The sequence below is a fragment of the Bordetella tumbae genome (genome assembly GCF_965139195.1).
GTDB classification, from domain to species: domain Bacteria; phylum Pseudomonadota; class Gammaproteobacteria; order Burkholderiales; family Burkholderiaceae_B; genus Bordetella_A; species Bordetella_A tumbae.
In genome coordinates, this window is sequence record NZ_CBCSJH010000014.1 from 20618 (window position 1) to 34203 (window position 13586).

The 13586-nt window shown below is 58.5% G+C and carries 13 protein-coding genes; 9 read left to right on the plus strand and 4 right to left on the minus strand.

Annotation, left to right across the window (positions count from 1 at the left end):
- Positions 1 to 172: 172 nt before the first annotated feature.
- A complete protein-coding gene (locus tag ACNA0J_RS15830) occupies positions 173 to 580 on the plus strand; it encodes an Hsp20/alpha crystallin family protein (protein ID WP_415819834.1) in 408 nt (135 codons plus the stop codon).
- Positions 577 to 2931, plus strand: a complete 2355-nt coding sequence (gene lon, locus ACNA0J_RS15835; protein ID WP_415819835.1) for an endopeptidase La — start codon at positions 577 to 579, stop codon at positions 2929 to 2931. Before ACNA0J_RS15830 ends, lon begins: the two co-directional genes overlap by 4 nt.
- Positions 2932 to 2996: 65 nt before the next feature.
- Here the strand turns inward: lon and sodC are convergent, their stop codons facing one another.
- A complete protein-coding gene (sodC, locus tag ACNA0J_RS15840; RefSeq protein WP_415819836.1) occupies positions 2997 to 3527 on the minus strand; it encodes a superoxide dismutase [Cu-Zn] SodC in 531 nt (176 codons plus the stop codon).
- A 194-nt stretch (positions 3528 to 3721) separates the two neighbouring features.
- On the opposite strand from sodC, the gene ACNA0J_RS15845 reads away from it, so the two are divergent.
- Positions 3722 to 4159, plus strand: a complete 438-nt coding sequence (locus ACNA0J_RS15845) for a hypothetical protein (RefSeq protein ID WP_415819837.1) — start codon at positions 3722 to 3724, stop codon at positions 4157 to 4159.
- 94 nt (positions 4160 to 4253) lie between these two features.
- Here ACNA0J_RS15845 and ACNA0J_RS15850 read toward each other — a convergent pair whose 3' ends face one another.
- Positions 4254 to 4718 carry a GNAT family acetyltransferase gene (locus ACNA0J_RS15850; RefSeq protein WP_415819838.1) on the minus strand — a complete coding sequence of 155 codons (465 nt, stop codon included), beginning with the start codon at positions 4716 to 4718 and terminating at the stop codon, positions 4254 to 4256.
- 312 nt (positions 4719 to 5030) lie between these two features.
- Here ACNA0J_RS15850 and ACNA0J_RS15855 point away from each other — a divergent pair, with 312 nt between their 5' ends.
- The 6 genes from ACNA0J_RS15855 (at position 5031) to ACNA0J_RS15880 (ending at position 9688) form a co-directional block, all read left to right on the plus strand.
- The gene (locus ACNA0J_RS15855) at positions 5031 to 5690 is read left to right on the plus strand and encodes a thiopurine S-methyltransferase (protein ID WP_415819839.1); all 660 of its coding nucleotides are present in this window, start codon (positions 5031 to 5033) and stop codon (positions 5688 to 5690) included.
- A gap of 3 nt (positions 5691 to 5693) precedes the next feature.
- Positions 5694 to 6080 carry a DUF488 domain-containing protein gene (locus ACNA0J_RS15860; RefSeq protein ID WP_415819840.1) on the plus strand — a complete coding sequence of 129 codons (387 nt, stop codon included), beginning with the start codon at positions 5694 to 5696 and terminating at the stop codon, positions 6078 to 6080.
- A gap of 241 nt (positions 6081 to 6321) precedes the next feature.
- The gene (locus ACNA0J_RS15865; RefSeq protein WP_415819841.1) at positions 6322 to 7566 is read left to right on the plus strand and encodes an ankyrin repeat domain-containing protein; all 1245 of its coding nucleotides are present in this window, start codon (positions 6322 to 6324) and stop codon (positions 7564 to 7566) included.
- Positions 7567 to 7836: 270 nt separating this feature from the next.
- The gene (locus ACNA0J_RS15870) at positions 7837 to 8499 is read left to right on the plus strand and encodes a hypothetical protein (protein ID WP_415819842.1); all 663 of its coding nucleotides are present in this window, start codon (positions 7837 to 7839) and stop codon (positions 8497 to 8499) included.
- The gene (locus ACNA0J_RS15875) at positions 8496 to 9086 is read left to right on the plus strand and encodes a hypothetical protein (RefSeq protein WP_415819843.1); all 591 of its coding nucleotides are present in this window, start codon (positions 8496 to 8498) and stop codon (positions 9084 to 9086) included. The genes ACNA0J_RS15870 and ACNA0J_RS15875 overlap by 4 nt, the downstream gene beginning before the upstream one ends.
- Positions 9083 to 9688 carry a hypothetical protein gene (locus ACNA0J_RS15880; RefSeq protein WP_415819844.1) on the plus strand — a complete coding sequence of 202 codons (606 nt, stop codon included), beginning with the start codon at positions 9083 to 9085 and terminating at the stop codon, positions 9686 to 9688. Before ACNA0J_RS15875 ends, ACNA0J_RS15880 begins: the two co-directional genes overlap by 4 nt.
- Here ACNA0J_RS15880 and ACNA0J_RS15885 read toward each other — a convergent pair.
- Positions 9679 to 11796 (minus strand): TonB-dependent siderophore receptor, encoded by a 2118-nt coding sequence (locus ACNA0J_RS15885; RefSeq protein ID WP_415819845.1) that lies wholly within the window; start codon positions 11794 to 11796, stop codon positions 9679 to 9681. The two genes, ACNA0J_RS15880 and ACNA0J_RS15885, sit on opposite strands and share 10 nt — an antisense overlap.
- 141 nt (positions 11797 to 11937) lie before the next feature.
- The gene (locus ACNA0J_RS15890; protein ID WP_415819846.1) at positions 11938 to 13236 is read right to left on the minus strand and encodes a hypothetical protein; all 1299 of its coding nucleotides are present in this window, start codon (positions 13234 to 13236) and stop codon (positions 11938 to 11940) included.
- Positions 13237 to 13586: the final 350 nt, after the last annotated feature.

A 13586-nucleotide genomic window follows, 5' to 3' on the forward strand; every position in this document is an offset into this window, starting at 1 on the left:
GGGGACCGGCATGGATCCGGTCCCGATAGGATTTTGGTTGATGTTTCTGTGGTGTCGCTCACGCACCACATCAAAAATGTTGAGTCACGCGGCCTGATCGCGATTCGCCCCGACCGGCTTGAAATACGCCAACTCGCCGCTACATACCTAGTATGGTTAAGAGGGCAAGCTCATGAGATCGCGAGATTTTTCATCCTGGATCTGGGGCGATGCACTATCGCTGCTAGAACACGCCGAGCGCCTGCATCGTCAGTTGCTGCGCGCCGGCCCCGCGGATGCACCCCACTGGGAACCCCCGGTGGACATCATTGAAACCGCTACTGCCGTCATGGTCTATGTGGCGCTGCCGGGTGTGCCGTCTGACACGCTCGTGGTGGCGTTCGATCCTGGCGGCATTACGGTGTCGGGCGCGCGCCCCATGCCGTGTGCGGCCAACGCCCGCATTCATCGATTTGAAATTCCCTACGGCCGTTTCCGCCGCCGCATCGCGTTGCCGCTGCATGCGCTGGAACCCGAATCCTCTACCTTGGCAGATGGCTGCCTGGTTTTGACGCTGAACAAAGTAAGGGAGGCTCCATGAGCGACACCCGCATTCTGCCCGACGACGCACGTATCATCATTCCGTTGCGCGACGCGGTGCTATTTCCCGGCGTACTGTCGCCTGTGACAGTGCGGCGCGAGTCTTCCATTGCTGCGGCTCAAGAGGCCGTCAAAACCGAGCGCCCCGTCGGGTTCCTCCTGCAGCGCGATCCGTCCAAGAACGACGTTGGGCCGAATGACTTGTGCTGGGTAGGCACCGAAGGGCCGATCGCCCGGTACATTACGGGCCAGGAAGGCGCGCATCACCTGCTGGTGCAGGGGCAGTCGCGTTTTCGCGTGCTGGAGTTCCTGGAGGGGTGGCCGTACATGGTGGCCCGTGTCGCCGAGGTCGCAGAGGCCGAAGCGCAGGACAGCCAGACCGAGGCACGGTTCCTGCAATTGAAAGAGCAGGCGATCGAGGCCATTGCGCTGTTGCCCAATGTGCCCGACGAGTTGGTGGGTGTCGTGCGCAGCATTGAGTCTCCAGGCTTGCTGGCCGATATGGTCACCCACATGATCGACATCAAGCCCGAGCAAAAACAGGACATCCTGGAAACGTTCGACTTGTCGCGCCGCCTGGATAAATCCATCGAACTGCTGTCCGGGCGTGTCGAGGTATTGCGGCTGTCCAAAGAAATCGGCGACCGTACTCGCGCGCAATTCGATGAGCGTCAGCGCGAGACGGTGCTGCGCGAGCAACTGCGTCAGATTCAGAAAGAGCTGGGCGAGGTCGATGACAGCGCGGCGGAAGTCGCACGCCTGAAAGAAAGCATCGAAGCAGCGGGCATGCCCGATGAGGTGCTGAGCCACGCGCGCAAGGAACTGGGCCGTCTGCAACGCATGGGCGAGGCCAGCGGCGAGTCGGCCATGCTGCGCACCTACCTGGAGTGGCTGACCGAGCTACCCTGGAAGCAGTCGCCGCAGCCACCCATTGACTTGACCGAGGCGCGCAAAATCCTGGACGAAGACCATTTCGGCCTGGACAAAATCAAGCGTCGTATCCTGGAATACCTGGCGGTACGTAAACTCAACCCGCAGGGCCGCAGCCCGATTCTGTGTTTTGCCGGGCCTCCGGGTGTGGGCAAGACCTCGCTGGGGCAATCCATCGCACGGGCGACCGGGCGCGCTTTTCAGCGGGTGGCGCTGGGTGGTGTCCATGACGAGGCGGAAATCCGCGGGCATCGCCGCACCTATCTGGGCGCCTTGCCGGGCAACATCATCCAGGCCATGCGGCGTGCAGGCACGAATAATGCGGTCGTGATGCTGGATGAGATCGACAAGCTCGGCGCCGGTGGATTTCATGGCGATCCGGGCAGCGCTTTGCTGGAGGTGCTGGACCCCGAGCAGAATCACAAATTCCGCGACAACTACCTGGGCGTGGATTTCGATCTGTCGCACGTGATGTTCATTTGCACGGCGAACATGCTGGACACGATTCCAGGGCCGCTGCGCGATCGTATGGAAATCATTCAACTTCCTGGCTATACGGAAGAAGAAAAAATCCAGATCGCCCGCCGGTATCTGGTCGCGCGTCAGTTGGAAGCCAATGGGCTCAAGCCCGAGCAAGCCGAATTGACGGATGCAGCTTTGTCCTCCATCGTGGGCGACTACACCCGCGAGGCGGGCGTACGCCAGCTCGAACGCGAGGTCGGTGCGACGCTGCGTCATGCCGCCATGCAGGTGGCGGCGGGCAAGGCCGAGCATATCGTGATCGATGCTCCCGATCTGCCTGCAATTCTGGGTGCCCATCGTTTCGAGAACGAAGTTGCCTTGCGCACCAGCGTGCCGGGCGTGGCCACAGGTTTGGCCTGGACGCCGGTGGGCGGCGATATCCTCTTCATCGAGGCGAGCAAAACCCCGGGTGCGGGCCGCTTGATTTTGACCGGCCAACTGGGCGACGTGATGAAGGAATCCGCGCAGACCGCGCTGACGCTGGCCAAAATCTGGAGCGGCGATTCGCTGGAAAAAATCGACGTGCACATCCACGTGCCGGCTGGCGCTACGCCTAAAGACGGCCCTAGCGCGGGCGTTGCTATGTTCTTGGCGTTGGCCTCGCTGCTGTCCGGCAGGCCCGTGCGTTCGGATATCGCGATGACGGGTGAAGTCAGCCTGCGCGGTCTGGTGTTGCCTATCGGCGGCGTAAAGGAAAAGACCCTGGCTGCATTGCGCGCGGGGATCACGACGGTGATGATTCCTCGACGCAATGAAAAGGATCTGGACGATGTGCCCGCCGAAGCGCGTCAAAAACTGAAGTTCCTGCTGCTGGACCGGATAGAGGATGCCATCCGCTATGCGATCGATGGGCAGGAAACTCAGGCGCCGGTGGCAGAGCCTCAGGCGGCAGCGGGCTAGTGGGAATGGTCGCCGCGGCGGACTCCTGACGGAGTTTCCCGCGGCGAATGCCTGCGTTGTGCCCGTTATTTCGGGATAACACCGCAGGCGATACGGCCTGCGCCGCCTCCCAGCGGTTTGGGATGATCGCTGTGATTATCGCCGCCCGCATGCACCATCAATGCGCGTCCCTGGACCTCTGACAGTTTCAGGCGGGGAGCCAACACTGGCGTGGTCGCGGTGCCATCGGCACCGACATACAGCGCGGGCAAGTCGCCGCGATGGCCGCCGTCGTCCCAGGGCGTACTGTGTTTCTTGGTACCGTCCGGGTCGTAGTGCCCCCCAGCGCCGCCCGCAGGCACGGTCTTGCCGTCTTGTTGCGTAGCGTCGCAACTGCCTTTCTCGTGCACATGAAATCCATGCACACCCGGCGGCAAGTCTTTCAGGTTGGGCGTCAGTACCAGACCGTACTTACTATCGGCCAGGCTGACGGAGCCAATTTCCTGGCCCGGGCCTTTGTCCGTGGCCAGGTGGAGCGGTACCGTGACATCGGCGTAGGCGTTGGCCGCCAGACCGAATAAACCTGCCAGTAACGTGACCTTCAGATGACGCTTCATAACTCCTCCGTATAGGCATGCGCGGGAGTTTGAACGGCCAGCTCCCGAATCATGTGAAACGAATAACTAGGTTACACCTCTGCATAGGGAACTGAGGAAGTTTCCCTGTTACTAATGTCATCGTACCGTCAATGGCCCGTCAACGAAACCGGCGCGGGCCATTGACGTGGATTACACATTAACGAGGCGTATTCATGCAACTCAGCAACATTCTAAATTCGATCATGACCGCCTTTTGGTCTGATACTTCAGAACCAAGCAACGAAGAGCCTTCTAGCCTTTATGGCGATCACATGACATCGGATACGCACGGTGCCGATATCGCTACGGAGAGCAGTGGTGATGAGCCCATCCTGCCGACGAATGCCGTAAATGCACTAGTTCAAGCTGCCATCCATACAGAGGACGCTGCCCACCAGGCACTCGCCGGTCATGAAAATGCGCAGGCTAACGCTGGCGCGCTGCTGGTGGCGGCTACGAACCCTGACGTCCCCGCTGTCCACCAGGCACTTGCCGGTCATGAAAATGCACAGGCTAACTTTGGCGCGCTGCTGGCGGCGGCTGCGAACCCTGGCGTCCTCGCTGTCCACCCGGCACTCTTCCCTACGCCAGAGAATGCCAGAGCGGGATAACGATTCCGTTTCTCGGTAGCAAAATATCCGCAGTTGTTCCTGGGGTATGGCACATCGCTATCCCCAGGAAGTTTTTTCGTACAGTATGGCGAGATCAAGATGCCGTTGCCATAGTCGATTGGGCTGCGGTATCGGGAATCAGCCGTTTCCCCAAACTGATGACATCGTCCTGTTTGAAAGCCAGCTTTTCATAGAACGACACCACCGCCGTATTGCCGCCGCGTACCAGCAGATTGATTTTGGGGCAGCCCAGGGCAAGCAGCCGCTGCTCGATTTCCTGCATCAATGCCGCGGCGTAGCCGCGCCGCTGATAATCGGGCGCTACAGCTAGATAATTCACCCAGCCACGATGGCCGTCATAGCCGCCCATGACGGCCGCCACGAGGGTATTGCCCACTGTGCCCACCAGAAACATTTCGGGTTGCACGGTGAGCTTGCGAGCGATGTCCTTATAGGGATCATTCCACGGCCGCGTCAGGCCGCAGTCTGTCCATAATTGCACAACGGCATCCGCGTCAGCGGGCTGGTATGTACGGATTGAAAACTCGGTCGGATTCACGCTTTGTTCCTTCAGGGTTGAAAAACAAAGGCCGTGGGATACCGCGGGGGCGAGGAAACGTAATACGCAACAAAAAGGCCACGCGGTATCGTGGCCTTTGAGGGGAACACCAATTACGGTGTCGGGACAAGACAAAGCCACTCAACGAAATCGTCGAGTCGTTCGTCGCGAATGCGGGTGGCAGAAGCAGGCATACGTGTTGTCCATGGGTAAGAGCATACCGGAAGTCCGCTTGTTTGCAAAAGCGCCACTGCTGTCCCGTTGTTTCTACAATAATATCCATATCGACAACACCTGGAGCAGGGGCATCGGATGGACGCAGAATTTTGGCTGGAACGCTGGCGTGATGGGCGCACGCACTTTCATCAGACGCGCGTGACGCCGCTGTTGGCGAAATATTGGCCAGCGTTGGAATTGCCGGCAGGCAGCAAAGTGCTGGTGCCGCTGAGCGGGAAATCGCTGGATATGGTGTGGCTGGCCGAGCAGGGGCATCAAGTATTGGGTGTCGAATTGTCGTCGCTGGCCGTGGAGCAGTTTTTCGCGGAAAACAATCTGACCCCCTCGGTGCGCGAAGCGGACCAAGGGATGTATTACGCCGCCGGCAGTATCGAGATTTATTGCGGCGATATTTTTGCGTTGGGTGCTGATGTGCTCGGCGAATGCGTGGGCGCCTATGACCGGGCGGCACTGGTGGCGTTGCCTGAGGATATGCGCGAACGCTACGCGAAGCACGTCTACGGACAGTTATCCGACGCGTATCGTGGCCTGTTGATTACCTTGGACTACGATCAAAGTCAGATGGAGGGGCCGCCATTCTCAGTCGGCGATGATGAGGTGCAGGTCATCTATGCCGGGCACTCGGATGCGACGCTGATCGATCGGCGCGATATTCTGGACAAAGAACCAAAATTCAAAGAGCGCGGCTTGGCGAGACTGGATACGTTGGTATATCGGTTGCAGCGGCGGAGGTGATTCATGAGCGTTCGCATCGTGCGGTTGGGTTCCCCGCGCCTGGAGGGTGAGGGGCTGCGTATCGGGACCGTGCGGCGTCCGCCGCGTGGCGTGCCCAAGGCCGAGTTCGCCAGCCGCAACTATTACGATGTCTGGCTGCCTACGCTGTCTCCTAGCCCAGAGCTGGTCACGCAGGCACTGGCCGTAACAACGGACGCACAATGGCGCACGGTCGCCCGCAAGATGCGCACTGAACTGGATCATGGCGATGCGGCCAAGGTGCTGGACGTATTGGCGGCGTTGTCGTCGACCACGGATTTTTCCGTGGGATGTTATTGCGAAGACGAAAATCGCTGCCACCGCAGTGTGTTACGCCAATTGTTGGCCGATCGAGGCGCGGTATTTGTTTAGGCCAGTTTTTACTGTTTCATTCTGCTGTGTCGCAACGTCCGTTTTCGCGGATGTGGCGTCCTTGCTTGCCCGAGAGTTTGAAGGGCATGTCTCCGAGTTGTGTAAAAAATAATGACCACAACACCTCGTTCAGTATGGAACTGAGGGAACGCTCCTGTTACTAATGCGCGTATTGCTAATGACTGGGCCATAACGCTAGGCCGAGGCTTTTAGCGTCGAGACACATCAACGAGGAGCATTCATGGAACTTGGCATCGGTGTCAATAGAAGTAATCCTGGTCTTTCGGAGGCAATTTCAGAAATGCCCGCTTCCGAGATGTCCATAGACAAAGAGACTAAGGACGCTAAAGTTACGATAACCAAGCTCATAGAGTCCAACGATAAAGAAGCAATTCAGGGTTTTTTCTCCAAGCCTCATTCAGTCGAGCTGATAGCAGGGCTGGCGGAAAAGGGAGAACTGCTGCATCGAGCTGCCGATCTGGGGCATGCGGACATGATAGAACTCCTGGTCCGGAATCTGCCGCCACAAGCCCTCAATGCGCGAAATCAAGATGGCAGTACGCCTTTGATATTGGCTGCAAAACACGGAAACGTGGACGTGGTCAAGACATTGCTGACAGCTGGCGCGTCTCCTGATATGCAAGACAATCGGGGGCTTACGGCGCTCATATATGCAGCGCTTTCTGGTGCGCTGGAAGTGATAAAAATGCTTTTAGGCTACGCATCGGCCGGCGATGTAGCGCGCTCGGCTCCGGCTGCGGATATTCATGCACAGGATAATGAGGGAAAAAACGCTCTCATGAGAGCGTTGGAAAATAAACACTTCGATGTGGCGGCGCTGCTGCTTGAAAATAAGGCAGACGTTCACGCCAGGGCGAAAGACGGGGCTACGGCAGGTATGCTGGCGGCTCTGAGTGGCCACATCGTTGCCATAAACCTGTTGGCCAAGTATGGTGCTAATTTTAACGACGAGGATTCGATTGGCCGCACGGCGCTGGCGTATGCCGCAGACTCGCCTAAGGAATCTATTGACGGCGTTGTCCAAGCATTGCTCAAGAATAACGCCGACATTAATTTTAAAAACGAGGCGGGAAATACCCCGTTGATAGCAGCCTTTGATAATAGATCCGAGGGTTTGCTCTCACTCATTAAAGTCGGAGCCGACGTCAATGCGCAACGAGCGAATGGCGATACGTTATTGATAGACGCAGCGCGAGATAACGATTTCGAAAGGGTAAAGTTCCTGACGGAAAATGGCGCTGACGTTAACAAGGCGGGAAATTATAGAAAAACTCCGCTAATGCACGCGCTACCTGAGGAGAATGGGAAATTAGTGAAGTTCCTTTTGGATAAGGGAGCAAATATCCAAGCCATGGATAGGGGCGGAAAGTCTGTATACCAATATGCGCCTGTAAACAGGGACGAGACAAGCCCTATGTTGGACCTGGTGAGAAAGTATAAGCCGACGGCAAAGGAAGGATCGTAGACATCTTTTGTAGTGAGCTCGTGGCTCTCTCTGTTGACGTTGCAGCAGAGAGCCACGCATAAAAATGCCGTTGGCATGCATGCTTGGCAACGTGTTCCAGAAACGCAGGGCGGCCGTGCTGTGGGTTCGCTTCGCAGCAGTTGCAGCACCGCAGCAAGAAATAATGCTGTACGTATAGAAACAAAACTGCAAGATTCTGGCGCGGCGAGGGCGCTACGATTTCGGACTTTCGGCAACACCCAATCTACGCACGTTGATATGGGAGCGCGGATGCGTCCAGCACTGGGCAAGCTCAAAACCCGGATTGCCACTGGGGTGGGTTCTACCGTGGCGGTCTGCACGGCGACGGTCTACACCATCATGGGTGCGGGGGCCGTTGCGCCCGTGACGCAGTATCAAGCAGGCGCGCAAATCGATGCGGGCCGCTGGCAGGTGGTGCCGCATCGCGCGTGGATCAGCAAGGCAGAACGCGTCTATGGCGTCCGAGTGCAGCCGGGGCAACAGGCCCTGGTCGTGGAAGTCGATTTGAATAATCGTTCGGCGTCTTCGAGCCGTGCGTATGACGACACGCTCAAACCCAAATGGCCGGCGGGCGCCAAACCCGAGAACCCCGACGTGGCGCTGTTGCGTGATGGGAAACTGATTCCTCTGCTGCATCCTGGCATGCCTGAACGCGTGGCCTATGTCTGGGTCTTGTCCGGCTCGGTTGCGCTACCGGAAAAAATGCCGATAGAGGTTATCGCACAGACCTATAAACGTGTCGATAACCTCTACGGCACGCCCTTGTGGACCAATCCTAAAGTGATCGGGCAATTCACGCTGCCGGTGGACACCGCTACGGCACCGGCCACTAGCACGCCACCTGCCGCAGCAGCCACTCGCACGCTACCCGCCGCTGCGCGCACTGCCGGCTCGACGGAGCGAGCCTCGTGAAGCGGCGCCTGGCGACTTTGGCGTTGATTCTGATCGCCGCTGCCGTACTGTTCGCGATGCAGCGAACGACGCCGCGTTATGACGAGTTGACCGGCGCGATCCCGGTGCGCGCCGGCATGCACCAGACCGCGTCGACGCGGCTGTTCGATATCGAGGTGCAGCGCGTGCAATTTGCCCGGAAAATCGCGTATCGGTATATCGGTAAAGACGTGGTCCTTACGACATCGGGTCTGTGGGCGATTGTGACTGCCTCCCTGACGGCGCGCTCGGAATCCGTGTCTATCACGAGAGGTTTTTGGGACGGGCCGCAGGGGCTGCGCTACGAGCAATCCGATCGCGCCGTGAATCCGCCCCATATGACGCCCATCAGGTTGGATCCGGGCCTGTCCACACTCGGCCGTTTTCTGTTCGAGGTCCGGCCGGATCAGGTGGGCGATGCGACCTTGGTCGTGTGGCCGTCAGGGCTGCCGCCGCGCCTGGATGCCGAGGCCCATATCGCGTTGGACGACCTGCCCTGGGCAGCGGATGGCGCGTTGGAAGTGACAGATCTCGTGTCTCTCAATCGATTGGACGGAGCGCAGCCATGAATGGGCGCACCGATAGTCCGATGGATGTCGATGAAAAGCGCTGGCGCCGCCGCGGTCTTTACGCATTGATTGTGCTGCTGCCTCTGTTTATCGGCGTGACTGCCTATGAGTCGATCAGTACATGGTGGTTGAGCCGGGATCGTCTGGCCCAAGATGTCGCCATCAATGGCAGCGGCGATTTCGGGGGCTCGCAATGGAAACTGAGTAAATTCCGCATGGTGCCGGTCCCTGCCGGTAAAGACATTCCCGAGGGGGCCATGGGGATGTTGGCAGAATTCGAGGTACAGGTGCAGGACGCGGATCTGGCCAAGAACTGGCGGGACTGTGCTATTTCCCTGGAAAGCCCCGATGGCCGGCGTTGGGGGGCGACAGAAGCCATGCGCCTGCCTCGCTCGCAAGCGCGGCCTTGCACGGCGACGATCTATATGTCGGGTGCAAAGTCTGGCTCTACCGTGCGCGTGCGCGAGGCGTTTCTCGCGCCCCGAGATGTGGCCGATTCGCTCCGGGTAGTGGTGACGCTACAGCCGCAGCAGCCCCGCTATCTACGTTTTGCGCAGCCACCGCAGTTGATGCAGGTCAACCCGCCTGATAATCAGAAATAGACCTGGGCATTCAGGCTGACGGTGCGCGACGGCGAGGGCAGGATGCTGTTTTCTCCCACGTAGTACCAGTAGCGGCGATTGGTCAGGTTATCGATGGCTGCGCGCAGCACCACGTTTTTGGTGGCGATTCGCGTACGGTATACCGCGCCCAGATCTACGGTGTAATAGCTGGGCACGGTCAGATCATTGGCCGAATCGAGATTGGACGACCCCACGTATTTCACGCCGGCGGCGACGCTGAGCCCCGGCAGGGCGGGCAGGGCATAAGCAACTTGACCCGATGCGATAAAGCGCGCGGAGCCCGGCAGGCGATTGCCCTCCAAGGCGGCGTTGCCGGTCTGGTATTTTGCGCTCAGCCACATGGCGTTGGCCTGGATATCCCAGTCGTGTGCCACACGGACATTGCCGGCGAGTTCCAGGCCTTGGATGCGGCCCTCGCCATCCTGCACATATTCATTGGCGTTATTGACATAGCCGGTTCCGCGTTCGATGCGGAACAGCGCCGCGGAAGCGCCCCAATCGCTTTGCGCCGTCTTGACGCCGAATTCGTACTGCTTGCTCTTGAGCGGTGCCAGCGTGGCACCCGCATTCGCATACTGACTGCCTACTGTGCTGCCCTGTTCCAAGGATTCGACATAGCTGGCGTACACCGTGGTTCCTGCCGCGGGCTTGTACATCAACGCGAAAGTCGGTGTGAGAGGATGTTTTTTATAGGCCTCGCCTGCAACCCCTGCGGCATTGAAACTGCGCTGGCGATACGAGATATAGCGCGCGCCGGCCAATAACGACCAATGCTCGCCTATGCTGATCGTATCGCTGGCAAACAAGGCATCCTGATCGAATTCCGCGCCGCGGTACATTTGAGGCGTTCGCGATCCGGTGTATGGAGACGGACGTGCACCGTCATAGAGATTGCCGTAGCCGATCGATCCGTAAAATCCATTTGAATTGAAATCGTTGGCCTGCGTCTGGGTCGCAGCGCCCAGCACCACCTCATGCGTCAGAAAGCCGGTAGCGAATTGGCCTTGGACCATGGCTTGCAGTTGGTTAAAACGGTACGCATTTTTCTGATCGTACATGTAGTCGTCATAGTCGCCAGCCTCATTCAGCAGATTCAGGGTTTCTTCTTTGTAGGTACGAATCGCCTGACTGAAACTGTAGTCCACCGACGCCGTCCATGTTGGCGCGAACTTCCACTGCAGCCCCGTTTTGGCGAACTTGCTGACTGCGTGATACCCGCTGCCATCGGTCGACAATTGGGTACGTCCGCTGATGGTGTCCGGCAGGCCGTTGCCTGTATATCGCGCAGCCGGTAGCGCGACTGCCTGCACGGTGCCGTCGGTGTCGCGGTCTTGATACAGGCCTTCGAACGTCCAGAGCAGGTCCGGCGTCAGCCGCAAGTCCAGCGCCAGCGAGAACGAGTCGCGGTTGATGCGGCCATCGTTATAGGTATCGCCTTGTTCGTGCGTGTAGTTCAGGCGATAGCCTAGGCGCTTGTCCGGCCCCACGCGTCCGCCCAAGTCCACATGTTCTTGAAAAATGCTGTCCGACCGATAGCCCACATCCACACTGGCCAAAAAGTCTTCGGTCGGCTTTTTCGTGACGTAGTTGACGATGCCTCCTGGTGACCCGAACCCGTACATAAAGCCGCCGGGACCTTTCAATAGGTCCACGCGTTCGAACTGTTCCAGCGGGAGCTCTACGCCATAGTTCACGATGGACATGCCGTCGATTTTGTAGCTGTTGAACGCATCCAGCTGCAGACCACGCACCACCAGCGTCGAGGGCCGGCTGTTATAGCTGTTACCCACCGCAATCACACTGGCGTCGCGCGCGAAGACTTGGCCTAATGACGACACCTGGCGGTCGGCCAGCGCCTCTTCGCCGACCGAGGTGATGGAGAACGGCGTATTCAACGCATTGCGGGTCCCCAGCGCGCCGTTGGATACAGGCGCTGTGGCCAGACCGTTCTCACCGTCATCCGCGCCCTGGACGATGACGGGCGCCAATGTCGTGGTGTCGGCGTCTTGCGCAGCGAGCGGCAGGTGAGTCAACGTACCGGCGCAGAGGAAAAAGGGGAGCAGCTTTCGAGGACCGGCGTGGCACATGAGAATTCTTCTTGGATAGGTGACCGGCCTGGATATTATCTAATTATGATTCTCATTTCCATTAATGTTTTCGGATTGTTGTTTTCGAGACAAGAGGAACGCCCCTGGCGACAGGCCGTCAGAGAGTCGCCGAAAGCGCGATCAGGCAGCCTGTCCGGCAGGAGACGCAGGGGATGAAGCGCGTCTCAGAGGCTGGGCAAATGCCGTTTCCAGAATCGCCACCAGAAAACATATCCGCAGCGGTTCGATCAAAATGCCTGTAGACGAATCCCGAAACGGACTGCCAAGCAACAAGGACAAGCCCTGGGCGGCGACCTGTGCCGAATCAATATCCAGTGGTCCGAGCAGACGGCCGCCGACGATCCATAGCTGAGCGCTGCACCAATCAATCAGGCGATAGCCCACGATCAAGGTGATCAACAGCAGTACCCCGGCATTCAATGTCAGCCGCACGCTATTGGCTACCGGCAGATAACGCGACCGGTATCCGCCGATGAAGTGCGCGAGGAAATCGCGCAAGAATTTCGGAATGGCTTGATAGCGTTCGCCGAAACGCTCGATGCGGCGATGGGATCGCAGCAGTTCTTGATCGTTGCGCACGTCATAGCCGTAAACCAACGCGGTCATCACTAACCAGACCACAGGCAGCAAGGCATAGAAAAACAAGCTCACCAGCAGCTTTCCCGGCGTATCGCCCAGGTCTTCGACAGGGATGGGCGGGCCGTTGTCTGCGGCCGCCGCCCAGGCGGTGGCGATCGGCGTGAGCACCACGTTCAGGAATGACAGCAGGTTTTCCCACACGGAATTGTTTGCGACCCATGCCCAAAACTGGTCTTTCCAGCGACTGATGACATACAGGCCGACCAGGATCCAGTTGGTCTCACAGATCACCACCACGATCTGCCAGAAGGGGCGCCCCGTGGCTTTTTGTAGTCGCAGCGCCAGCTTGCGCACGAGCCACGAGATGGCGACTGAAATCAATAGCCAGCGCGAATCCAGCGCGTCCAGGATCATGCCGTGTTGCCCCATGGGATCCAGGCTGTACGCGAGACGTGAGTATTGCCTGACGGTGTCGCCCAGGAATCCCCAGGCGGCGTAGTAGGCAAAAAAGGGCAGCAGGGCCACGGACACTACGGACAGGAAGCGGCGTGATTTCGGGTCTGGTGCAACATCGCCACGCGCCGCGTCCTGGGCGGCACGGATCGCCGGCAGGCCGGGCAGCAACACCTGGAACATCGTCACGGTAACCACCAACTGGGCCAGGGCCACGAGCGTCAGCATCACCAGCCCCGCCATATGGTTTGCGAATCCGGTATGGACCGCCAATCGCAGCAAGAGCACATGGGCCAGGCTGCCGATCAGCACCAGGGCGACCAATTGCGGCCAGAAGCGTCGCCATAGGCGAAAGGTCAGTGCAAACGGTGCGGTGATCCCTTGCATGCTGGTTCCTCTCTGTGGAGCCGGCAAGCTTAGCAAGCCCTCACTGCGCAAAACTGTATCTTTTGTGATCGGAATGTTAGGGCTGGCGCGAGACTAAATGCTGTGCGCTTGATCTTTATCAATCTTTCGGCCGGCCGATGCGTGGATCAAGTCGGCATGAGCTTTATCGTAGCCCCGTTGCCCAGAACGCGACACTTATTGCTAATAATGATGATTCTTATTAATTATTTCGAATCTTGACGTTATTTATTGCGCACAGTACGGTAGTCACGTTTTGCATGTAGCTTGATCGTCGACAAGGAAGGTTCGATGGCATTTCTCTCGTGCAGACGCGTTCGACCGCCACCCTA

Excerpts from the sequence above, each read along its gene's own strand:
- ACNA0J_RS15830 (WP_415819834.1), top strand. The coding sequence starts at position 173 with ATGAGATCGCGAGATTTTTCATCCTGGATCTGGGGCGATGCACTATCG.
- lon (WP_415819835.1), top strand. The coding sequence starts at position 577 with ATGAGCGACACCCGCATTCTGCCCGACGACGCACGTATCATCATTCCG.
- sodC (WP_415819836.1), bottom strand. The coding sequence starts at position 3,527 with ATGAAGCGTCATCTGAAGGTCACGTTACTGGCAGGTTTATTCGGTCTG.
- ACNA0J_RS15845 (WP_415819837.1), top strand. The coding sequence starts at position 3,722 with ATGCAACTCAGCAACATTCTAAATTCGATCATGACCGCCTTTTGGTCT.
- ACNA0J_RS15855 (WP_415819839.1), top strand. The coding sequence starts at position 5,031 with ATGGACGCAGAATTTTGGCTGGAACGCTGGCGTGATGGGCGCACGCAC.
- ACNA0J_RS15860 (WP_415819840.1), top strand. The coding sequence starts at position 5,694 with ATGAGCGTTCGCATCGTGCGGTTGGGTTCCCCGCGCCTGGAGGGTGAG.
- ACNA0J_RS15865 (WP_415819841.1), top strand. The coding sequence starts at position 6,322 with ATGGAACTTGGCATCGGTGTCAATAGAAGTAATCCTGGTCTTTCGGAG.
- ACNA0J_RS15870 (WP_415819842.1), top strand. The coding sequence starts at position 7,837 with ATGCGTCCAGCACTGGGCAAGCTCAAAACCCGGATTGCCACTGGGGTG.
- ACNA0J_RS15880 (WP_415819844.1), top strand. The coding sequence starts at position 9,083 with ATGAATGGGCGCACCGATAGTCCGATGGATGTCGATGAAAAGCGCTGG.
- ACNA0J_RS15885 (WP_415819845.1), bottom strand. The coding sequence starts at position 11,796 with ATGTGCCACGCCGGTCCTCGAAAGCTGCTCCCCTTTTTCCTCTGCGCC.
- ACNA0J_RS15890 (WP_415819846.1), bottom strand. The coding sequence starts at position 13,236 with ATGCAAGGGATCACCGCACCGTTTGCACTGACCTTTCGCCTATGGCGA.